Origin of the sequence: Solibacillus sp. FSL R7-0668, assembly GCF_038006205.1 — a bacterium.
GTDB lineage: Bacteria > Bacillota > Bacilli > Bacillales_A > Planococcaceae > Solibacillus.
On record NZ_JBBOUU010000001.1, the window covers coordinates 3475987 to 3498000 of the forward strand.

Consider the following 22014-nt stretch of genomic DNA (forward strand, 5'->3'; position numbering starts at 1 on the left):
AAAACTCCTTCACGAGGCAATTGTGAAGGAGTTTTTTGTATCTATAGGGCAATTTCCAAAATCGTAGTTTTATAAGTTAAAATGCTTCTGACGTTGTTTTTGCTTGCATGTGGAGTGTTAAATAGTCTGGGCCACCTGCTTTTGAGTCTGTGCCTGACATGTTGAAGCCACCAAATGGTTGATAGCCAACGATTGCGCCTGTGCAGCCACGGTTGAAGTATAGATTTCCTACATGGAATTCTTCGCGCGCGTATTCTTGGTTCATACGGTTGGATGTAATGACCGCACCTGTTAAGCCGTATTCCGTGTTGTTCGCAATATCAATCGCTTGCTCAAAGTTTTCCGCTTTTGCCATCGCAACAACTGGACCGAAGATTTCCTCTTTCATAATACGGGCTTCAGGATCGACATCCGCAAATACAGTTGGGTTCACAAAGTAGCCTACTGAATCGTCTGCTGTACCACCGACAACTAAGCGTCCCTCCGCTTTACCGATTTCGATGTATTCCGTGATTTTTTTAAATGCAGCCGCGTCAATAACGGTTGCCATGAAGTTATTTGGATCTGCTGGGTCCCCAATTGTTAATGATTTTGTCAGTTCTTCTACTCGGTTCACGACTTGATCGTACACGTCTTTAACGATGACTACGCGTGAGCATGCCGAGCATTTCTGACCAGAAAAGCCGAATGCTGATTTGACAATCGATTGTGCCGCTAATTCTAAATCCGCTTCTTTATCGACAACGATTGTATCCTTACCGCCCATCTCCGCGATGACACGTTTAATCCAAATTTGGCCGTTGTTTAATTTAGATGCACGTTCGTTAATGCGTAAGCCAACATCACGAGAGCCTGTGAATGAAATGAAGCGTGTTTTTGGGTGATCTACTAAATAGTCCCCTACTTCTGCACCGCTGCCTGGTACATAGTTAACAACGCCCTTTGGTAAACCGGCTTCTTCTAGCACTTCCATAAATTTATACGCCACAACTGGAGTCGTTGAAGCTGGTTTTAGCAATACGGTATTTCCTGTAACGACCGCTGCTACTGTAGTACCTGCCATAATCGCGAATGGGAAGTTCCATGGCGAAATGACAATCCCAATCCCTAAAGGAATATAGTCATAGCGGTTGTATTCATTTGGACGACTTTCTACTTTGCGCCCGTCCTTCATTTCTAGCATTTGACGACCGTAGTATTCTAAGAAATCAATCGCTTCTGCTGTATCTGCATCCGCCTCATTCCATGGCTTCCCTGCTTCTTTTGTTAACCAAGCCGAAAATTCATGCTTGCGACGGCGAATAATTGTTGCCGCTTTGAATAATACATCCGCGCGAATTTCAGGCTTTACCTTTTTCCATGTTTGGAAGGCTTGCTCTGCTTCTTGCATCGCCTTTTCAGCTAGCTCTTGTGAAGCTTTTGAAACAACACCAATGACTTCTGTTTTCTTCGCTGGATTATAGGATGTGATTTTTTCTTCTGTTGTAATACGCTCGCCACCAATAATGAGTGGATACTCCGCGCCGAGCTGTGACTCTACTTTTTTTAATGCTTCTAAGTATGCTTGCTTATTTGCTTCTACCGAAAAATCTGTGAATGGTTCGTGCTTATAGTTAATCATTTATCCATTACCTCCGATATAAAGTGCAATAATATTTTGCATTACATAATCTTCCTTACCTCGAATTATGCAATATTCTAATGCTTAATGCAATAATTTTTTCTTAAAAACAAAAAATCTCTTATTCATGATAAAATAATGCTAAGGGGGCTACATCGCATGAAACAGCTAGATACTTCTAGTGTCTTTGAATTTATGATTGAAAAAATTGAAACTGGGCTTTGTGCCATAGATGAAAACGGACGTGTCATTGTGTACAACAAAAAGATGCGCGAACTAACGGGTGAATCATTAGAGCAAATTACGCAGCGTTTTTTATCACAATCCCTCGACTTTAACTTAGAGCAAAATATGCTTCAAAAGGTGTTAGCCTCTGGTCAAAGCTATCGACATGTGAAGCAAACGTTTTGGAATGCGCGTGGCGAAGAAGTCACGATGATCAACGACTACTATGCCTATACCCTAAATGACGGCACAAAAATCGCCATTCAATTAGCACGTGATGTGACACAGCAGGAATTTTTAATGGACCGCCCACTCAGCCGTTACGGGGCCCCATTAACCTTTGATATTATTACCGCCGTTTCCAAATCGATGAAGCAGGTTATTCAACAGGCAAAAATTGCAGCACTCGGACGAATTCCTGTCATGCTAGTGGGTGAATCTGGAACGGGAAAAGATATGATTGCAGAAGGCATTCACCATGAGCTGCAGGATAAAAACGAACGCTTCATCACCCTGATTTGCCGGCGTAATGAAGACGCACTACTTGCACAAATCGAAAAATATATTGCCGAGGAAAAAAACTACACCTTTTTTGCTGAACGCATCGAATTTTTATCAAGTCCCGCACAGGAGCGCATCATCGAGCTTTTAGAAACACATAATGTGCGCAATCATGTGTTTATTGCTAGTATTGGCGAGGATCCGATTGATTTAATTCAGCAAGGGCGTCTTTCGAAAAACTTATATTATTTATTTTCAAATTTAACGATTCAAGTGCCAGCACTGCGTGAACGTCGCGAGGACATTAAGCCCTTTATCGACGACTATTTTTCACGCCGTCGCAATGATTACGGCATGTCTGTCATCGGTCTTGCGCCAGATGTTGAGGACATTTTCTTAAGCTATGACTGGCCAGGCAATTTAAAGGAGCTTGAAGTGTTGCTGGATGATATTAGCGCATTATTAACAAACGAGGAATACGTGGAAATGACGCATATTCCGGCGTACTTTAAGTGGAAGCTCAAGCAAATCGAGCCTGCCCATACAGAGGTGGAGCAGCTGTTTGATTTTTCGCAGCAAGAGCTACAGCCACTAGATGAGTATATGCGCAAGGTGGAAGATCAGTACATCAGCCATGCCCTTCAGCTGAATGATGGCAACATCTCGCAAACCGCGAAAGCGTTAGGCATTCATCGTCAGGGCTTACAATACCGATTGAAGCGGAAATAGGCTTTTAGAGATTGTTTTGGGTTTGAATTGTTTGTTCGGGCTGCGGGGCTACGGTGCTGCGCGGACGGGGGATATTTGCGAAATTTTGATTTTATTTGCGAATTTTGAATTTTATTTGCGATTTTGCGCGGATATTTGCGATTTTCTAAATATATTTGCGAATCCCCAAAATCCCCCTTTAACATTCCTATTATTTCCTAAAACTTCTAATAATCATGGATTCCCTATTAAACAGGGGGTCCTTTTTTATTTATGCATTATATAATTGCACCGTTTGATATTTCTGCTTTTTCAAGAAAATTACTGCATGAAAAAGATATTCCAACAAAATTTTTTAACCTACAAATCATTGCTACTACTTGATTTCTGCCTTTCACAAACCCTATGACACTCATTTTCTATTTCCATTTTTACATTTTTTGTTTTATACTCTCCTCAACGTTAACAAAAACAATTTTTTCGCTAAGGGGAGAATGAAATATGTCATTAAAGGACTTTTTTATCGCACTTTCTGAAAATCAAACATTAAATTTTGCAGCTCAAAAATACGGTTATCAGCTCGGGGCGCAAACTGTCGTTGCAGGTACAAATATTGATGAGGTTGTAGAAAGCATAAAGGCATTAAATGCGCAGGGAATTGCATGTACTGTTGATAATTTAGGGGAATTTGTCTTTGAAAGAGAGGCTGCGCTTGCTGCAAAGGCCCAAATTTTAGCGGTAATTGAACGCATTCATTCAGAAAATTTAAACGCTCATATTTCACTAAAGCCATCACAGCTCGGCTTAGATATTGATTATGATTTCTGCTATGAAAACTTAAAGGACATCGTGGCATTAGCCAATGATTACCAAATTTTCGTTAATTTCGATATGGAAAACTATGCGCGTTTGCATCCATCCTTTGAGTTATTAGAAGCATTACATGCACAATATGACAATGTCGGGACAGTCATTCAGGCTTATTTCTTTGAGTCGGATGACAACATCGAACGCTTTAAGGACTACCGTTTGCGCTTAGTGAAGGGCGCTTATAAAGAAGATCCATCTGTCGCGTTCCAAGACAAAATAGACATTGACCGTAAATTCATTGAGCAAATTGAATATCATTTATTACATGGTAAATTTACATCCATTGCGACGCATGATCATAATATTATTAATCACGTCAAACAATTCGTCAAAGCACACAACATCCCGAATGATAAGTTTGAATTTCAAATGCTTTACGGCTTCCGTACAGATATGCAGCTAAGCCTTGCTAAAGAAGGCTATAATTTCTGCACATATGTGCCATTCGGACAGGATTGGTATGGCTACTTTATGCGTCGTTTAGCAGAACGTCCGCAAAATATCAATCTCGTTACTAAACAAGTGTTTAACAAAAAGACGAACACCGTTTTAGCTGTAGCGGCTGGGGCATTTCTATTAGGTCGCATCACAAAAAAGCGTAAATAAACCTGTTCGGTGCTATGCCAGATTGCGTTGACGGGGGACTATTGGTTCATGCTACACTAAGCAAAAAATTATCAATAAAGGAGCTGTTTTGATGTCGGACTACAGTTATCAATTATTGGCCATTATTATTTATATGATTGCGATGCTTGGTATAGGCTGGTATGCGTTCCGAAAAACAAGCAACTTAACGGATTATATGTTAGGTGGACGTGGACTTGGCGCTACGGTAACAGCCTTAAGTGCTGGCGCTGCGGATATGTCAGGCTGGCTCTTAATGGGGTTACCTGGTGCCATTTACGTATCAGGTCTTGTGGAGGCATGGATTGCCATTGGTTTAACAATTGGTGCTTATTTAAACTGGTTGCTCGTTGCACCGCGCTTACGTGTGTATACACAGGTTTCAAACAATTCGATTACGATTCCGAGTTATTTAGATAACCGTTTACGGGATCGCACAAAATTATTACGTATTGCTTCAGGAATTATTATTCTCGTATTCTTTACGTTCTATGTATCATCTGGGATGGTATCTGGTGGGAAATTCTTTGAAAGCTCATTCGGCATGGATTACCATACAGGGCTGTTATTTGTAGCGGCTGTAGTCGTTGCTTATACGCTATTCGGTGGCTTCCTAGCGGTGAGCTATACAGACGTGATTCAAGGGCTGATTATGGTCGTTACGCTGATCGCGGTGCCTGTTGTCGGGGTATTTTTAACAGGGGGCATTGGGGAAACAGTGGATTCGATTCAAGCTGTGAATCCTGATATGCTTAGCCTAATTCCTCCAACGGCAACTGCAGCAATGATTATTTCATCATTAGCTTGGGGACTTGGCTATTTCGGGCAGCCCCATATTATTGTACGCTTTATGGCGATTAGCTCTGTAAAAGAAACGAAGGCTGCTCGTCGCATCGGAATTGGCTGGATGATATTCAGCTTGCTTGGTGCACTGGCAACCGCTTTTGTGGGTGTTGCCTATTTCCAGCAGCAAGGCGCGGCATTAAAGGACTCTGAAACGGTGTTTATCGTATTAGGGCAAATTTTATTCCATCCGCTTATTGCAGGAATTATATTAGCAGCCATTTTAGCGGCGATTATGAGCACGATTTCCTCTCAATTAATCGTCACAAGCTCGGCCCTTATTGAAGATATGTATAAGGCACTGTTCAACAAAAACGCAGAGGATAAGCATTATGTATTTTTAGGACGCCTAGCTGTACTGTTCGTATCCATTTTTGCGATAGTTGTTGCATGGAATCCTGAAAGTACCATTTTAGGGCTTGTTGCCTTTGCTTGGGCAGGCTTTGGCTCGGCATTTGGCCCGATTATTATTCTTTCGCTATTTTGGCGTAAGCTGACAAACTACGGTGCACTGGCTGGTATGGTGTTCGGTGCAGTCGTTGCATTTTTCTGGGGACGCACCGAAAGCCTAAAGGATATGCTGTATGAAATTGTACCAGGCTTTATCACTTGTTTTGTCATCGCGGTAATCGTCAGCTGGATTACGTACAGACCCAATGCTGAAATCGATAAAGAATTCGATGAAACCGTGCGTATTTTGAAGGAAGAACGACAGTAATTACGGGAACTAGTCTCTTTTGGGGGCTAGTTTTTTTGTGGACTTTTGTTCCTATCGTAATTTTTTATCTAGAAGATTATACTATAATTTAGCAATCATTCAATTTTAAGGAGTGTTTATGCTGAAAAAAGCAAATTGGTTATTATTTTTATTAATTCCTTTATTCGTTATTACCATACTAGCTGCTTGTGGAGGCGCGACGGAAGAACCTGCAATCAAAATCCACTATGGCTCTGAGGAATTAGAACCTATCTATTATGGAGATTTAGACAACGAAGACCAAGAAGATATTGAAAAGAGATTAAAGGATTTCATGATAGGTAAAAGATTTAGCAATTTACCAACCGTTGCTTATGGTGACCCAATTCAACTAGAGGCGTTAAATTTTGAAACAGCTGCAATCGAAATTTATGATTTTGTGTTGGATGAGAAGGCCAATATTATTTCTGAATATACTATAAATCCTGTATCTATCCATACAGTTAATAATGGTTTAGCTGAATTTACATTGGATGAGAGTCTGAATTTAGAAATGTCTCCGGTTTCTACAATCGAGGGGAATTTAATTCATGCAATCTTGATTAGATGTGAAATTGATAACCATTCTTTTGCCTTTTCTACGCTTGTGTTGGGGGAATAATTATTTTTCATATATAATAATGGCGCAAACTACACCGAATGCACAATCAATTATACTTTGGATTGTCTTATACATGCGATGCTGTAAAAATAAAAAAGCCTGGTGATCAAACCAGGCGCCGTGCCATGTGCGATTCCCGGGTGGAAATCTTACTAACTCCATTCATTGTATGTTGAGATTATGCAGCAACATCAATGTTTGTATATGATACTTAGTTAAATGTAGTTAATTCTTTTGAAATATCATTTAAAAACTCTTTCTCAAATCGGTAAAAGAATTTACCTGTTGTATTAGTTAATGGTATAGAATCTGTTATCATTCCATCTTTTAATGATATCGGTTCTATAGAATTAATTTCGATTTGCTTTTCTAAAAATGAATCCAGTGTGACATTCGCTTCTATTTGAGTAAACAATTCTTTTAATTGTGCGGAAGGAATTTCATTTTCTATTTTAGTCATAACAGCATTCATTAGGTTTTCTAGATGTTCTTCTCCTAATGGCTCAAACTCTGAAGTAGCCATCATTAATGCCACAACTTCTTCTCCATTCAAATGATACGATCCTTTTTTAAAGTCAAAAGCCACCTGAGTTATAGCTCTTACTTGAATATCTTCTTGCATTTCATAAGCGATACCATTCGCAGAGTCAATTAGCGTTGAAAAGGTTTCTAAATCGATAACAGCATAATAATCAATTGGTAAATCAAATAGTTTTGAAACCGTTGTTCTTACATTCTCAGCGCCACCAAAGTTATAAGCGAACATCAATTTATCGTACAATATAGTCCCATCATCATTCTCTGCTACTGGTGCATATGTTAAATGACTTGGCGATACCACTTTCATCGACTTTTTATCTTTATTATAAGTAAGCAACAGATTAAGGTATATTTGATTATCCATCTCATTCGACTTCACCGTAATTAAAGTGGTAGAAATTTTTTCCTCCTCACCTACTGCGTCGCTTGCAACAGATGTCCTAGAAACTTCATTGAAATCGCTGCTGTTAGATTCTTCATTAAAATTCCCTGACAGGATTGATGGAAAAAACAAAAATAGACACAAGCCTATCGCCAATAAAGATACTGTGACGGGTAAGAGTTTTTTTATAGAGATACGTGATTTTCTTTGTGTGTGAGGTTCCTCGTTTATTTTGCGAATTCGTTCAAATACTTTATGACGATCTTCTTTCGTAAATTGTAGTTCTCGATCCGACGTGTTAGAAAATGCCTCTTTTAACCGTTTATCTTCCATTCAATTCCGCCTCCTTTATCACCAAATGTAACCGTTGTTTTGCTCTTCTTAATCGCGTTTTCACTGTATTTACTGATATGCCTAAAACTTTGGCAATTTCCTCTGTCGTTAATGAATTATAGTAGTATAGATAAACGACTTCCCGATATATCTTTGGAAGAGAAAAAATAGTATCTTTGATTTTTTCATTATTGTATTTATCAATAACTGTTTTTTCTGTTGATGGGATGATTGACTTGGCTGTTTCATGAATAAAACTCTTAACCTGTACCATTTTGTAATTCCAACTTTTCAAATAATCCTTACATTCGTTAATTGTTATACGATAGAGCCATGTTTTGATATGTGCATCATATTGAAACGACTCCATATTTTTGTAGCATTTGATAAACGAATTTTGTACCATATCTTTTGCAATTTCTACATCTTTCACATAAGAAAAGGCCAATCGTACCAACTCATTACCATAGTCAATCATCATTTTTTCTAATATGTAATCTTTTTCTTCCTTGTCCAATTTAATCCCCTCCCTTTCAACTTACTTCCAATTCTGCTATTAGACGATTACCCATTCATAATAGGTTCAATTTTAAAAAAATATTTCATTTAAGAAAGATGCTCTTCTTTTCTCGGCGTTATTCCTTAATTGATTTTAATGCACTTAAAGCGTCATTTGTGGGAGAAACGGTTTAGCAAACTTTACCGGGTACACAAATAATTAAAAATTCACAAATTTCTCGTTCTTATTCTGTTATAATTATCCAATATATAGAGGATCAATTACTCTGGTCACCTAATATTTACTAAAAATTAGGTGATTAGATGACTAAGCTAGGAATTCTTTCTTTTCTAATGGTTATTGCCAGTATCATTGCCTTTTTAATTATAAGAGGACCTAATGCGAATTTGATGATGGTTATTATCATTCTAGGGATACTTTCGCTATTAGGCATTGTATTTGCGGTATTGTCAAAGAAGTGGTTATCCGTAATATTGGGTGTGTTATTAAATGTCGGAGTCTTAGTTTTTGTATTTTCACTAGTACTAGCTAAGGGTATTGCCGGTTAAATTCCCTGTGGATGTATTCAACATGGATTTATAGACATGTCGCATCGGGTGCATAAATATTTTGAAATTCATACAGTTCCCATACTGCTTTGGGAACTAATGTTATACTTAAGAATGTTTCGTAATAAGAAAGTAAAATTACAATGTAATAAGTTATTTCACAAATGGGCCATCATGTGGCATTACTAAGGAGGGAATTTATGAATTCTTTGGTTATATTCCTTTTAGTTCTCTTTACCCTTAATGTATTTGTAATCTTTTTATCAAGATTGAATAGATTGGTATGGATAATGACGGGTGTTATTTTTATTATTTCTTCTCCAATAGTTCTAGTTCTGACAATGAATAACGTTAGTCGTAATGTTGGAGATGGAATTGCAGGTGCTGTGGCGGGGCTTACTTTTGGTGGACTTTTGATTGCTAATGCAATTATTTTATTCATCGTGGCATTTTTTGTAAGAAAAAAGAAAAACAAACTGGTTTAGAGTATTCTGCAATCAAGCATTTTTGATGAATTAGCTTAACTTTTCTTCTTTAAATAATTGAGGACCTAGTGCAACAAGGTTTTATAAAGCAAACCAATAAAACCTAATAAACGTGCCCAAATGTTTGAGGACGTTTTTTGAATGGAAATGCATGTAAAACTATAGTTAATCAAGTAATAGTAAAAAGAATTAATACAATTCCCCAGCTCATTAAAGTAGTAGCTATAAAAGCGTTTTTAAATTTATCTCTTAACTCTTGAGTGAAACTATTTAAGTAATGACGAACTCCCAATCCCATTGACCAAGCAACAACAATTATTAAGGCTAGCACAGTCAAAAATTTTGCATTTGGAAACGTATTTCCTATTGCACTTATAACCAAACTGTTTAAACCGAAGTATAATAATAAAATCAGTGTTAGAGCATATGCGCTTAAAAACCAAATATTGATTTTATTCTTAGTCATTTTAAACCTCTTTTTTCTTCTATCATACCATTTTTACTTTAAATTCCAATGGACTATTAACGTCCCTGAGCGAACAAGCAATTCACCACAATTCATAAATATGCATCTTTAACTCAAACAAAGTCAGAAGCACGAGACAATCTTGCTTCCGACTTTTTATAGGTTGCTGTTAAATTTAGATTCTCTATCGCATACATGAAAAATTACAGTTCGAGCATTTACACTTTTATGATTATTACAAACATGCTATTTTAAAATAATTTAAACTCCCACCTAAAGTTATATTAATATACCATCCCAATCTTTTGTTACCTCATATTGTTCCCTCCAATGTCCACCCACGTACCTTCAGAGCGTTCATCTGCGTCCCCTCTGAGAATCCATTTTATTACCACTCTAAAAGATTAGAGTATTAAAGATTTAAAAGAGATATATTGTCGTATCAAAATCGATACGACCGTAAAATCTTAAAATATATAAAAAAATTTGCACAACCTGTCCCCTTTTTGTCCTTTGCATGACATATAAAGGGTGAAGACATTTTTGAGGAGGAGACACAATGAGCTGATTAACGAACGAAAATCACTGACTACTCGACTTGGAGGAAACGATTTCACCGTAGCTTCACGAGGAACGGTTGCAGCAGCAATAATTTACTGCACCTATTGCAGTCCACATTTTATTATCAGTAAAAAAAAATGAACGATTTTTAAATATGCTGCGTCTAATGTGCAAAGGAGGGAGAAATGATGGAGCAATTGCTTTTACAGCGAGATACAGTCGATTGGCAGTTCACCGTAGAAGGAAAAACCGTCATAGTAGAAGCCGACCATTACGAAGGCGAAGGACGCACGCTATTATTGACAGCTTACGATCAAAATGGCAATGAAATACACAACAATGGGCAAACATGGCGCGACATTAATTATGAATTATACGCAACATACACCTACGAAACAGCACCATATGAAGCACCTGTTAAAATCGACAATAATTATTATCCAAACCCAATTGGCTCTAAATTAACATTACCTATTTTTTCAAATAAATGAAACCTTCTTCTCACCAATCCGTAATAAATAGTATGACATGTGAAGGAGTGAATTTTATGCTAGTTGTAACAACCAATTCAATCGAGGGTAAAACAATCGAAACGTATTATGGCATCGTATCTGGCGAAGCGATTATGGGCGCAAACATTGTGCGTGATATTTTCGCATCGGTGACAGATATCGTTGGTGGGCGTAGTGCTTCTTATGAAGACAAGTTAGCAGAGGGTCGCAAAATTGCAATTAAAGAAATGGAGGACCGCGCACTTAGCCTTGGAGCGAATGCTATCATTGGAGTGGATTTAGACTTCGAAACATTACGTGAAGGCATGATGATGTGCGTGGCAACAGGCACTGCGGTAACAATTCGCTAAGCATGATTCCATTGAAAAATCACCATTCGCACAAATTTGGAATGGTGATTTTTAATTTGCTCATTTTACAGTAACGCCGCGCCAATTAATCCAGCATGCCCTTTATTCATACTCGCTTGAACGCGTCCTTTTTTATGCTCAAAAAATGGAAGCGTAAAACAATCGTCTACTTTCTGGGCAATTTCACTCACCATTTGTGGATGATGATTCATCACACCGCCACCTAAAACAACGACATGTGGATCAAGCAACAAAATAAAGCTATGAATCTTGTACGCTACTTCCTTTTGCCACTGCTTAATAAGTGGGACAAGCACTTCATCCTGCTCATAATAAGCCGTGAAAAATTGCTTTAATGTATCGGGACGATTTGTTTTTTCCTGTAGCCATTTTGTTAACCCCGGGCCAGCACATACATCTTCAAAAAACGCACCCGTCGACGTTAACGAAAAGCCCACCTCTCCCGGAATACCAGCGCCTCTTAAAAATTGCCCCTCATGTATGGAGCAGCAAGCGATTCCTGTACTTATCGTTAAATAAATCAATGTTTCCTGCTCAAATTTGCGAATTTTATATTCGCCATTTGCAGCTGTCATCATATCCGTTTCCATCTTGATTACTGCATTTGGATACACCTCTTGTAGGCGCGCCACTAATGGGAAGTCCCTCCAAGGTAAGTTTTGCTGATAGACAACGGTTCCTTGCTGTAAATTTAAAATGCCTGGAAGCCCCACTGCCACTTTGACAACTTCTCCAGCATGTCCTTGCATGAGTTTAGTAAAGCCGTTAATCATTGCCTCAAATAAAGCCTCTGATTGTTGCGGGCTTGGAATTTCTAGCTCATGAATTAGCGTTTCGGGTTGTTCCTGCTTTGAAATCGCTAAGGCTAATTTTGTGCCGCCAACGTCAGCGCTCAATATCCACATATTCATCCACCTGCTTCGTCATAATACTGTCATTTTTCCAAACAGAATACCCTAATTTTCCATAAAAAGCAATAAAGAGAATCAGCAACGAAGCATGGGCGATTTTCTGATTCCTGTGTGGGGATATATTTGCGACTTTTAAGTTTTATTTGCGAAATCGCGGGGATATTTGCGATTTTCCTAGTTTATTTGCGATATTCAACATATATTTGCGAATACCCAAAAATCCAAGTTATTTAGGCCAATCCACTATACGGGTATAGTACATCATTCGGATAATGCAAATCACTTTGTTCCCTCACAAACATCGCGCCATCATCATGTAGAACCCCTTGCTGTACAGGCACCGTTAAATGATCGGGTGTAAAGCCAAGCTCCACAAGGCTTGCATTAATTGGTAAGCTTTCAATAAGCGCTTGTAAATCCACATACTGTTTGGCAATAACATCAATTAGCTGAAAGCGCCCCCCCTGCTCCGTTGCGATGACAAAGGCACTAAATTTAGGGACATAATAAAGAGCATCCTTATACTGAGTTAATGCATGGAACATTACAATACTTTCGTTTTGTAGCATGCTCATTTTCAAGCTGACGGGCATGCGATGCTTGATTGTTTCGTAAAATAATTTACGTGCCGCTTCATCCGAAATATCTACTTTTTTAATTTCCGTTGGCTGTAAATTTAAATCCTTCGTTGCTAGTGAAAAGGTCGCTTGTCTACGTGTTGAAAAGCCAAATTTCGGATAAAAATTCAGCACGGATTCGTTGGCAAATAAGTAAAGAATCGCCGCACTTGCTGTATCTTCCAAAACTTTCTCCATTAATTTACGAGATAAGCCCTGCCCCCGAAAAGCCGGATGCGTCATCACTGTACCAATTTGAATAGCTTGATAGGTTGTCCCCTCTACTAGCATTGTCCCAACATTCACAGATACATTGGCAACAATTTCACCGTCCACCTCAAAGGCATACGGACAATACGTATTATCCCAATAGCCGAGTTCATCCCATTGTTCAAATTCCAGTCCAAACGTTTCCTGTGCAAGCTGTAGAAAGCTTTGTTTTAATTGCGAATTACTGCGGATAGCCTCCCCTTTTATGAAGTTCATCTAACCTCCCCCTTTACAATGAATCTTTCTCCTGTAATGTTTGTCCTAAGCTTTGCGCTGAGCACTCATTTCCAATTATTAACGTATTCAATCCTATCTATCAAGTGTTTCCTACCAAAAAACGACAGCCTAAACTCAGGCTGCCGTTGCATATAGGGAAAAATCAATTACGCCTCGGCGTAATTGCGTCCAGATTTTTTTCGAGCTCACTCGAAAAACTCCTTTAAAAATCTGTGACATCCGCGGGAGGCTTAACTTGATTCAGCGGGGTTCACCCCCGCTGAATCAAGTTATCGTTTGCTTAATTCTTCTGTTAGGATTTGGTTTGTTAATTGTGGGTTTGCTTGACCTTTTGAAGCTTTCATAATTTGACCAAGTAGCGCTTTGATGGCACGCTCGTTACCACCTAAATAATCTGCTACTGATTTTGCATCATTATCAAGCACTGTTGTTACAAAGCCACGGATTACTTCTGGATCAGAAATTTGTACTAAGCCTTTTTCCTTCACGATTTTCGCTGCGTCGCCACCCTTTGTAACAAGCTCAGTGAATACTTTTTTCGCGATTTTAGAAGAAATTGTGCCGTCAGAAATTAGCTTGATCATACCGGCTAAGTTTTCTGGTGTTAAGGCTGTATCTTTTAATTCTTTTTGCTCAGCATTTAAGTAAGCAGAAATATCACCCATTAACCAGTTTGCTGCTAATTTAGCGTCTGCACCAGCCGCTACTGTTGCATCAAAGAAATCAGAAATATCTTTGTTGATCACAAGGACATTGGCATCATACTCTGTTAAACCAAGCTCAGAAATATAACGTGCTTTACGTGCATCTGGTAATTCAGGGATTGACTGACGTACGCGCTCCACCCACTCGTCCGAAATGGAAAGACGCACTAAGTCTGGCTCTGGGAAGTAACGGTAATCGTCCGTACCTTCTTTTACACGCATTAAAATCGTTTTCCCTGTTTTTTCGTCATAGCGACGAGTTTCTTGCTCAATTACGCCACCTGACATTAATACTTCAGCTTGACGAATTTCTTCATGCTCAAGGCCTTTACGTACGAAGTTGAATGAGTTTAAGTTTTTAAGCTCAGCCTTTGTACCAAATTCCTCTTGACCATAAGGACGTAAAGAAACGTTAGCATCACAGCGTAATGACCCTTCTTCCATACGTACATCCGATACGCCAGAATATTGGATAATGGATTTTACTTTTTCAAGGTATGCATACGCTTCGTCTGGTGTGCGAATGTCTGGCTCAGAAACAATTTCAACAAGTGGCGTGCCTTGACGGTTTAAGTCGACTAAAGAGTAGCCATCTGCGTGCGTTAATTTACCCGCATCTTCTTCCATGTGAAGACGTGTAATACCGATTTTCTTTTTATAGCCTGGTGTTTCACCTTTAGCTGGAATTTCAATTTCCACCCAACCATTTTTACCGATTGGCTTATCAAATTGTGAAATTTGGTAAGCTTTCGGATTATCCGGATAGAAGTAGTTTTTACGATCGAACTTTGTCTCTTGTTCGATTTCCATATTTAATGCTAATGCAGCGCGCATTGCATAATCGACTACTTCTTTATTTAATACTGGTAAAACCCCTGGATAACCAAGGTCGATTACACTCGTATTGGTGTTTGGCTCGGCACCAAAGTGGTTTGGTGAAGCAGAGAAAATTTTCGACTTCGTTTTTAATTCAACGTGAATTTCTAAGCCGATGACTGTTTCAAAGTTCATATTATTTTACCTCCCATAGCGCTGGAGTTTGTTTTGTGAAATCTGTGTTTTGTTCGTAAGCATATGCGACACGGTAAAGTGTTTCTTCATCGAAGTGCTTCCCGATAATTTGTAAGCCTAGTGGTAAGTCATTTTCAAAACCACATGGAATTGAAATAGCTGGTACACCTGCTAAGTTAATCGGAATTGTTAAAATATCGTTCGCGTACATTGTTAGTGGATCATCTACGTTTGCACCAATTGCGAATGCTGGTGTTGGCGCAGTTGGCCCAATAATTACGTCATAGTTTTCGAATACTTTATCATAATCTTGTTTGATTAATGTACGAACTTGCTGTGCTTTTTTGTAGTAAGCATCATACGTACCAGCAGATAATGAATACGTACCAAGCATGATACGACGTTTAACCTCGTCACCGAAGCCTTCCGCACGTGTGTTTTTGTAAAGCTCTAATAAATTTTTCGCGTTGTCTGTACGGTAACCATAGCGGATGCCGTCAAAACGAGAAAGGTTAGAAGAAGCCTCTGAAGATGAAAGAATATAATAAGCGGCTAACGCATATTTAGAATGTGGTAATGATACCTCTTCTACAGTAGCGCCTTGAGCTTTTAATACTTCTAATGCATCCAGAACGGATTGTTTTGCTGCTTCGCCAACGCCTTCACCAAGGAATTCCTTTGGCACAGCAATTTTTAAGCCTTTGATGTTACCATCTAAAGCGGCTGCATAGTTAGGCACTGGTACGTCAGCTGATGTTGAGTCCATTTCGTCTACGCCTGCGATAGCTTCTAAAAGTAATGCATTATCTGTAACATTGCGTGTAATTGGTCCGATTTGGTCTAAAGAAGAAGCGAATGCTACTAAACCAAAACGAGATACACGACCATATGTAGGCTTCATCCCTACCACACCACAGTAAGCTGCTGGTTGACGGATTGAACCACCTGTATCAGATCCTAATGAGAACGGTACTTCACCTGCTGCTACTGCTGCTGCAGATGCACCTGAAGAACCACCTGGTACATGGTTTAAGTTCCATGGATTTTTCGTTGTTTTGAATGCTGAGTTTTCGTTTGAAGAACCCATTGCGAATTCGTCCATGTTTAATTTACCAATTGTGATCATGCCGGCATCGCGTAATTTTTTCACAATTGTGGCATCGTAAATTGGCATAAAGCCTTCTAAGATTTTAGAGGCACAAGTTGTTTCTAAGCCTTCTGTTACGATATTATCTTTAACCCCGATTGGCATACCAAATAATGGGCCGCGCTCCTCAAAAGGAACTTTATCTAATTCTGCAGCTTTTGCAGTTGCTTGTTCTTTGTTTAATGCTAAGAAAGCTTGTACGTCGCCGTCTAACTTTTCAACGCGATCAAATGCTTCGTTTGTTAAATCCGCAATTGTTAGTTCGCCTGCTTTAATAGCTTCTTGTAATTGTGCTGAAGTGCGCTCAAATACTGTCATGCGTAAGTGTCCTCCTATTAGTCCATAATTGATGGTACTTTAATTTGACCAGCTTCTTGTTCTTTTACGTTAAGCATTACTTTTTCGCGTGGTAAGCCCTCTTTTGCTACGTCTTCACGAAGTACGTTTACTAATGGTAGCACATGAGAAGTTGGCTCTACATTCGTTGTATCTAATTCATTTAACTGCTCTGCGAAGTCAGTAATTTTACCTAATTGTTCAGCAAATTTCTCTGCCTCTTCTTCTGTGATGGCAAGACGAGCTAAATTCGCTACGTGTTTTACTTCTTCTTTTGACAATTTTGCCATTTATTACACCTCCAAAATTCGTTTAGACCATGCTTAATATCATATCATTTTTCCCTTTAAAAATCTGCGCTTCCCCAAAAAATTAACGAAAGAGACGCATCAGCTAGATGTTTTTTTGTGAAATTAACGCGTTAGAGTGATGAAGTGTATTTTCTCTTCACAAAGCAAAAATACCACACTATTTTAAGTATGGTATTTTTACATTAATTTTACTCATAAATATGCACGAATGGCTCATCTTTGTTTGGTTCTTTAATAATTAAAACTTCAGGTCCATTTACCGATGTGATGCTGACTGTAATGTGCAAGTCGAGTGGTAAATGATTGAGCATTAAGCCCGTAAGATATTGTGTAAAGCCTGTAATTTCTGCCGTGCCATAAAATTGAATCGGAATTTCAATTTCAAGCTTTTGTATTTTTTGGTTTTGATAGAATCCCGTTGCGAACACACTCGTAAAGTTCGAGAAGTATTTGTCCACATTTTGCTTAAAATTCATAAATTTCGTGTTCATGTCTCGATATACGTCCTCAGGCGAGTTCATTGGGAAAGTCACATATTTTTCATTAATATCTTGCCATTCTCCTAATTCGGTTTTGCCACCATCCGCATAATTATACGTCAAGTAGGAGCCTGGAACGATTGAATTACGCTCTTCCTGCTTAAAGAGTGCGATAGTAATTGGAATATCCTTTAATTCTGTACGGGCACGGAGACGATTGACAACCTCTTGTGCAATTTTCTTCCCTTCTTTAATGAGCTCAGCCTCTGGTATTTTTTGCTCATAAAATTCACCGTACTGCTCTTTTTGAAAATAGTATACAGAGTTTAAGGCAAGGCCAATTGACATGCCTGCAAGCTTTACTTTATTATCATCTGTTTTTGTTAAATAATTTTGCTCTACGATATGGGCTAAATAAACGGGTGCTTCTGTTGCTCTAACCGTCGGGTCCATTTCTTGCCCTGTTTTTTCATCGATACTTGATGGGTTTAAGCCTTGATATTCGGGGCCTTTATCCTTTGTTTGATTCGGACGAGCTAACCAATATTTTAGCATTTCCTCATCTAAGTATTGACCTTCTTGGAAATAATACTTTTCCGTGTCAAAGTAATTTTGAGAAATACGCATTAAGCCGGTTTCTGCTTCCTTCATATCGTATTTCGTATGAATATTCGAAACGACTAATCCACGACTGGCACTTTCTTTGTATGGAATTAGCGTACGATAAAACTTGTCACTAATTTGCATATTTGGGATAATCGTAGTTTCCACCTGTTGTGTTGAATCTGATTCCTGTGCGAGCTCTGTTTCAGGTGTAATACTTGGTGTACACGCTGATAACATCACAGCTGCAAGCATCGCCGGTATCCAGCGGTAACGTTTCATGAGAACAAGTCCCCTTTGCTATAGTAATTGGTCAATTAGGCGTAGTTCATCCCAAATTTCAATGCCGAGACTTTGCGCCTTTTCAAGTTTGGAGCCGGCATCTTCACCTACGATAACAAGATCTGTTTTTTTACTAACACTTCCTGCTACAATTCCACCTAACTGTTCTATTTTCGCCTTTGCTTCGTTACGTGTCAATTGTTGTAGTTTTCCGGTAAGCACAATGGTTTTTCCGGCAAATAGATTCGCGCCCGCTTCCACCATGACTTTTTTGCCTTTGTATGTCATATTGATGCCGTGTTCTTTTAGACGGTTAATTAATTGTTGGATTTGCTCGTTTGCAAAATACGCGACAACGGACTCTGCCATTTTATCGCCAATTTCATGAATAGCCGTCAGCTGCTCGATTGTCGCTAGCATTAATGCGTCCATCGTTTCGAATGCTTGCGCTAAAATTTTCGCAGCCTTCTCTCCTACATGTCGAATCCCTAAGCCAAATAATAAACGTTCGAGTGAATTTTCCTTTGATTTCGCAATCGCATCCACTAAGTTTGTGGCAGATTTTTGTCCCATTCGCTCTAAGTTGACAAGCTGCTCAATTGTTAACTCATAAAGACCCGACACATCGTGAATATAATTTTCACGCAGTAGCTGCTCCACTACCTTTTCACCTAGCCCGTCGATGTTCATCGCATTACGTGATACGAAATGCTTTATGCCCTCTGCAATTTGCGCTGGGCAAAGCGGGTTCACACAGCGTAGGGCTACGTCTGTCTCGATACGTACGACTTCTTCATCACAGGCTGGGCAATGTGTGGGCATTTGATACGGTACAGCATCTTCTGGGCGCTGCTCTACAATGACCCCAACAATTTGTGGAATGATATCACCCGCCTTGCGTACAATGACTGTATCCCCTAGACGAATATCCTTATCACGAATTAAGTCTTCGTTGTGCAGTGAAGCGCGACTCACTGTTGTGCCTGCAACTAGTACAGGCGTTAAAATTGCTGTTGGCGTAATTACCCCTGTGCGACCTACTGTTAGTTCAATATCTAAAAGTGTCGTCACAACCTCTTCTGCCGGAAACTTATAAGCAATGGCCCAGCGCGGAGATTTCGCGGTAAAGCCTAATTCGTCCTGCTGTGCATAAGCATTTACCTTAATGACGATTCCATCAATTTCATAAGCTAAATTTGGGCGTGCCTCTGTCCACTTTTCTATAAACGATAAAACATCATCAATTGTTTCACAATATTCACGTTCCTTATTAGACGGGAAGCCTAAGTGCTCTAAGTACTTCAACATTTCCCAATGCCCACTAATGCCATAGCTCTCCCCGTCGCCACCAATCGCATAAATAAAGGTTGATAAATTACGGCTGGCGGCGATTTTTGGGTCGAGCTGGCGTAGTGAACCTGCTGCTGCATTACGCGGGTTGGCAAATAATTCTTCGCCATTTTCCGTACGACGCGCATTTAATTGTTCAAATGATTTTTTCGGCATATATGCTTCGCCACGTACTTCGATAGTTACAGGCTCTTTTAAACGTAGCGGAATCGCCTTAATCGTTTTTAAGTTGGCTGTAATATCCTCCCCAACCGAGCCGTCACCACGCGTTGCCCCTTGTACAAACACACCATTTTCATAGCGTAGGGAAATGGCTAACCCATCAATTTTCAATTCGCATACATAGGAATAATTTGAGCCAATCGCTTGCTCAATTTTCCGGTCAAAATCACGTAATCCTGCTTCATTGAAGGCATTGGATAAGCTGAGCATGGCTGTTTGATGCGTGACTTTTTGGAAGCCCTCAAGTACCGCGCCACCAACACGCTGCGTAGGAGAATCTGCATAAATAAATTGTGGGTTTGCCTCTTCTAGTGCTATTAATTCGTGTAGTAGCTGATCGTACACACTATCTTCTACAAGTGGCTTATCCTCTACATAATACGCATAGCCATATTCATGAAGTAGCTGATTTAACTCCGCAATTCGTTGTTCAATTTCACTCATTAAGTTTCCTCCTAAGCTTTTGTAATCGGTGCGAATTTCGCAAGCAATCGTTTAATCCCTGTTGGTGCTGGGAATGCGATATCGAGTTCCATTCCGTCGCCTTCTCCCTTTACGCTAACAACCATACCGATGCCCCACTTACCATGTGACGCCTTGTCGCCCACCTTCCAGTCGAACTGATTGCCACCAGTAGCATTTAAGCGAGAAATTTGTGAGGACGGCTTTTGCATCTCTCCAAGTGATCGCTTGTTAGACGCACGGTCATAGCGATTTGATGAAAATGGTAATGCGCTATCTCGATAGCTAGTTGCATTACTGCGCGTCACTTGCTCTAACACGTCTTCGTCAATTTCACGTAAAAAACGAGAGGGTGCGTTATAGCCCGTTCGACCAAAAATCGTCCGCGAGCCCGCACAAGTTAAGTACAGACGCTGTTCTGCACGCGTTGCGCCTACGTACATTAACCGACGTTCCTCCGCCATTTCTTCTTCATTTTCAAGCGAGCGGGAATGCGGGAAAATATTTTCCTCCATCCCAATAATGAATACAATCGGGAATTCGAGCCCTTTCGCAGCGTGCATCGTCATTAAAATAATGGAGCCTTTCTTCTGCTCCTCTTCATCTAATGTATCGATATCCGCAACAAGGGCTAAATCCGTTAAAAATGCCACTAATGATTGATCTTCACTGCGCGCTTCAAATGCTTGTGTAACTGTTAAAAACTCTTCAATATTTTCAAGACGACTTTCTGCTTCTATCGATTTTTCACCTTTTAGCATTTGACGGTAGCCTGATTTTTCGAGCACCTCTTCGACAATTTCGGTTACAGATAGCTCATGCTGACGCTCGCTTAATGAACGAATCATATTGTAAAACGCTTCTGCTGATGCTGAAGCCTTACCCGTTAAGCCCATAAACACAAGCTCGCTCATTGCATCAAAAATCGAACGGTCCTGCTCTAGTGCATAGCCAAGCATCTTATCAAATGAGGTCGCACCAATCGAACGCTTTGGCTCATTAATGATGCGGGCTAACGAGAGGTCATCGTCATTGTTGGCAATTAAGCGCAAATAGGCCAGTAAGTCTTTAATTTCTTTGCGGTCATAGAACTTGGTACCACCTACGATTTGGTAGTTCATGTTAGACTTCACAAGAATATCTTCCATTACACGCGACTGGGCGTTTGTACGATACAAAATCGCAAAATCATCCAGCTTGTAGTTGTCTTCCTTCATCAGCTTTTGGATGGTGCGCACAACATATTGCGCTTCGTCCTGTTCATTACCAGCCTTGTAAAGCTGGATTTTTTCGCCTTCTGGGTTCTCTGTACGTAACACCTTTTTGTAGCGATTTTTATTATTTTTGATGACACTATTCGCCGCCTGTAAAATACGCGACGTTGAACGGTAATTTTGCTCTAGCATAATGACCTTAGCATCTTTATAGTCTTTCTCAAACGATAAAATATTCGTAATATCCGCGCCACGCCAACGATAAATTGACTGATCCGAGTCCCCCACGACACAGATATTGCGGAATTTTTTTGCTAGCATTTGAACTAGTAAATATTGGGTTTTGTTTGATATGGATAGGTAAGCCTTTGAAATCATCTCCAGCTTTTC

General features: G+C 39.6%; 19 protein-coding genes and 1 pseudogene. 8 read left to right on the plus strand and 12 right to left on the minus strand.

Annotated features, from left to right (window positions below):
* Positions 1-76: 76 nt before the first annotated feature.
* Positions 77-1621, minus strand: coding sequence for an L-glutamate gamma-semialdehyde dehydrogenase (pruA, locus tag MKX47_RS17370; protein ID WP_340776699.1), 1545 nt, complete (start codon positions 1619-1621; stop codon positions 77-79).
* 159 nt (positions 1622-1780) lie between these two features.
* Between pruA and MKX47_RS17375 the strand changes: the two genes are divergently transcribed.
* From MKX47_RS17375 to MKX47_RS17390, 4 genes are all read left to right on the plus strand, one after another.
* The gene (locus MKX47_RS17375) at positions 1781-3076 is read left to right on the plus strand and encodes a sigma 54-interacting transcriptional regulator (protein WP_340776701.1); all 1296 of its coding nucleotides are present in this window, start codon (positions 1781-1783) and stop codon (positions 3074-3076) included.
* A gap of 480 nt (positions 3077-3556) precedes the next feature.
* Positions 3557-4531: a proline dehydrogenase family protein gene (locus MKX47_RS17380; RefSeq protein ID WP_340776703.1), complete on the plus strand. Its 975-nt coding sequence runs from the start codon at positions 3557-3559 to the stop codon at positions 4529-4531.
* A 91-nt stretch (positions 4532-4622) separates the two neighbouring features.
* Entirely contained in the window at positions 4623-6110 is a 1488-nt protein-coding gene (gene putP, locus MKX47_RS17385) for a sodium/proline symporter PutP (RefSeq protein ID WP_340776705.1), read from the plus strand.
* A gap of 118 nt (positions 6111-6228) precedes the next feature.
* Positions 6229-6750 (plus strand): hypothetical protein, encoded by a 522-nt coding sequence (locus tag MKX47_RS17390; protein ID WP_340776708.1) that lies wholly within the window; start codon positions 6229-6231, stop codon positions 6748-6750.
* 211 nt (positions 6751-6961) lie between these two features.
* On the opposite strand, the gene MKX47_RS17395 is transcribed toward MKX47_RS17390, so the two are convergent.
* Entirely contained in the window at positions 6962-8005 is a 1044-nt protein-coding gene (locus MKX47_RS17395) for an LCP family protein (RefSeq protein WP_340776710.1), read from the minus strand.
* Positions 7995-8522, minus strand: coding sequence for a sigma-70 family RNA polymerase sigma factor (locus MKX47_RS17400; protein ID WP_340776712.1), 528 nt, complete (start codon positions 8520-8522; stop codon positions 7995-7997). The genes MKX47_RS17395 and MKX47_RS17400 overlap by 11 nt, the downstream gene beginning before the upstream one ends.
* A gap of 305 nt (positions 8523-8827) precedes the next feature.
* Here MKX47_RS17400 and MKX47_RS17405 point away from each other — a divergent pair, with 305 nt between their 5' ends.
* Both MKX47_RS17405 and MKX47_RS17410 read left to right on the plus strand, forming a co-directional pair.
* Positions 8828-9073, plus strand: coding sequence for a hypothetical protein (locus tag MKX47_RS17405; protein ID WP_340776713.1), 246 nt, complete (start codon positions 8828-8830; stop codon positions 9071-9073).
* A gap of 200 nt (positions 9074-9273) precedes the next feature.
* Positions 9274-9558, plus strand: a complete 285-nt coding sequence (locus tag MKX47_RS17410; protein ID WP_340776714.1) for a hypothetical protein — start codon at positions 9274-9276, stop codon at positions 9556-9558.
* A 169-nt stretch (positions 9559-9727) separates the two neighbouring features.
* On the opposite strand, the gene MKX47_RS17415 is transcribed toward MKX47_RS17410, so the two are convergent.
* Positions 9728-10024, minus strand: coding sequence for a hypothetical protein (locus tag MKX47_RS17415; RefSeq protein ID WP_340776715.1), 297 nt, complete (start codon positions 10022-10024; stop codon positions 9728-9730).
* Between the two features lie 749 nt (positions 10025-10773).
* On the opposite strand from MKX47_RS17415, the gene MKX47_RS17420 reads away from it, so the two are divergent.
* Positions 10774-11076: a hypothetical protein gene (locus MKX47_RS17420; RefSeq protein WP_340776716.1), complete on the plus strand. Its 303-nt coding sequence runs from the start codon at positions 10774-10776 to the stop codon at positions 11074-11076.
* Positions 11077-11132: 56 nt separating this feature from the next.
* On the plus strand, positions 11133-11447 hold the full coding sequence (locus MKX47_RS17425; RefSeq protein WP_340776719.1) for a YbjQ family protein: 315 nt from the start codon (positions 11133-11135) through the stop codon (positions 11445-11447).
* Positions 11448-11512: 65 nt separating this feature from the next.
* On the opposite strand, the gene MKX47_RS17430 is transcribed toward MKX47_RS17425, so the two are convergent.
* From MKX47_RS17430 to MKX47_RS17465, 8 genes and pseudogenes are all read right to left on the minus strand, one after another.
* Positions 11513-12373: an ROK family protein gene (locus MKX47_RS17430; protein WP_340776721.1), complete on the minus strand. Its 861-nt coding sequence runs from the start codon at positions 12371-12373 to the stop codon at positions 11513-11515.
* A 236-nt stretch (positions 12374-12609) separates the two neighbouring features.
* Positions 12610-13482, minus strand: a complete 873-nt coding sequence (locus MKX47_RS17435) for a GNAT family N-acetyltransferase (protein WP_340776724.1) — start codon at positions 13480-13482, stop codon at positions 12610-12612.
* A 290-nt stretch (positions 13483-13772) separates the two neighbouring features.
* Positions 13773-15218 carry an Asp-tRNA(Asn)/Glu-tRNA(Gln) amidotransferase subunit GatB gene (gene gatB, locus MKX47_RS17440; protein WP_340776726.1) on the minus strand — a complete coding sequence of 482 codons (1446 nt, stop codon included), beginning with the start codon at positions 15216-15218 and terminating at the stop codon, positions 13773-13775.
* 1 nt (position 15219) lies between these two features.
* Positions 15220-16683, minus strand: coding sequence for an Asp-tRNA(Asn)/Glu-tRNA(Gln) amidotransferase subunit GatA (gene gatA / locus MKX47_RS17445; RefSeq protein ID WP_340776728.1), 1464 nt, complete (start codon positions 16681-16683; stop codon positions 15220-15222).
* Positions 16684-16700: 17 nt separating this feature from the next.
* Entirely contained in the window at positions 16701-16991 is a 291-nt protein-coding gene (gene gatC, locus MKX47_RS17450; protein WP_340776734.1) for an Asp-tRNA(Asn)/Glu-tRNA(Gln) amidotransferase subunit GatC, read from the minus strand.
* A 209-nt stretch (positions 16992-17200) separates the two neighbouring features.
* Positions 17201-18376 (minus strand): CamS family sex pheromone protein, encoded by a 1176-nt coding sequence (locus MKX47_RS17455; RefSeq protein WP_340776735.1) that lies wholly within the window; start codon positions 18374-18376, stop codon positions 17201-17203.
* Positions 18377-18394: 18 nt separating this feature from the next.
* On the minus strand, positions 18395-20392 hold the full coding sequence (gene ligA, locus MKX47_RS17460) for an NAD-dependent DNA ligase LigA (protein WP_340776736.1): 1998 nt from the start codon (positions 20390-20392) through the stop codon (positions 18395-18397).
* A gap of 11 nt (positions 20393-20403) precedes the next feature.
* Positions 20404-21975: pseudogene (locus tag MKX47_RS17465) on the minus strand (3'-5' exonuclease); the annotation flags it as partial.
* Positions 21976-22014 lie beyond the last annotated feature (39 nt).

Bases quoted from the DNA above. Each gene is read 5' to 3' on its own strand.
- pruA (WP_340776699.1), bottom strand. From the start codon at position 1,621: ATGATTAACTATAAGCACGAACCATTCACAGATTTTTCGGTAGAAGCA.
- MKX47_RS17375 (WP_340776701.1), top strand. From the start codon at position 1,781: ATGAAACAGCTAGATACTTCTAGTGTCTTTGAATTTATGATTGAAAAA.
- MKX47_RS17380 (WP_340776703.1), top strand. From the start codon at position 3,557: ATGTCATTAAAGGACTTTTTTATCGCACTTTCTGAAAATCAAACATTA.
- putP (WP_340776705.1), top strand. From the start codon at position 4,623: ATGTCGGACTACAGTTATCAATTATTGGCCATTATTATTTATATGATT.
- MKX47_RS17390 (WP_340776708.1), top strand. From the start codon at position 6,229: ATGCTGAAAAAAGCAAATTGGTTATTATTTTTATTAATTCCTTTATTC.
- MKX47_RS17395 (WP_340776710.1), bottom strand. From the start codon at position 8,005: ATGGAAGATAAACGGTTAAAAGAGGCATTTTCTAACACGTCGGATCGA.
- MKX47_RS17405 (WP_340776713.1), top strand. From the start codon at position 8,828: ATGACTAAGCTAGGAATTCTTTCTTTTCTAATGGTTATTGCCAGTATC.
- MKX47_RS17410 (WP_340776714.1), top strand. From the start codon at position 9,274: ATGAATTCTTTGGTTATATTCCTTTTAGTTCTCTTTACCCTTAATGTA.
- MKX47_RS17415 (WP_340776715.1), bottom strand. From the start codon at position 10,024: ATGACTAAGAATAAAATCAATATTTGGTTTTTAAGCGCATATGCTCTA.
- MKX47_RS17420 (WP_340776716.1), top strand. From the start codon at position 10,774: ATGGAGCAATTGCTTTTACAGCGAGATACAGTCGATTGGCAGTTCACC.
- MKX47_RS17425 (WP_340776719.1), top strand. From the start codon at position 11,133: ATGCTAGTTGTAACAACCAATTCAATCGAGGGTAAAACAATCGAAACG.
- MKX47_RS17430 (WP_340776721.1), bottom strand. From the start codon at position 12,373: ATGTGGATATTGAGCGCTGACGTTGGCGGCACAAAATTAGCCTTAGCG.
- MKX47_RS17435 (WP_340776724.1), bottom strand. From the start codon at position 13,482: ATGAACTTCATAAAAGGGGAGGCTATCCGCAGTAATTCGCAATTAAAA.
- gatB (WP_340776726.1), bottom strand. From the start codon at position 15,218: ATGAACTTTGAAACAGTCATCGGCTTAGAAATTCACGTTGAATTAAAA.
- gatA (WP_340776728.1), bottom strand. From the start codon at position 16,683: ATGACAGTATTTGAGCGCACTTCAGCACAATTACAAGAAGCTATTAAA.
- gatC (WP_340776734.1), bottom strand. From the start codon at position 16,991: ATGGCAAAATTGTCAAAAGAAGAAGTAAAACACGTAGCGAATTTAGCT.
- MKX47_RS17455 (WP_340776735.1), bottom strand. From the start codon at position 18,376: ATGAAACGTTACCGCTGGATACCGGCGATGCTTGCAGCTGTGATGTTA.
- ligA (WP_340776736.1), bottom strand. From the start codon at position 20,392: ATGAGTGAAATTGAACAACGAATTGCGGAGTTAAATCAGCTACTTCAT.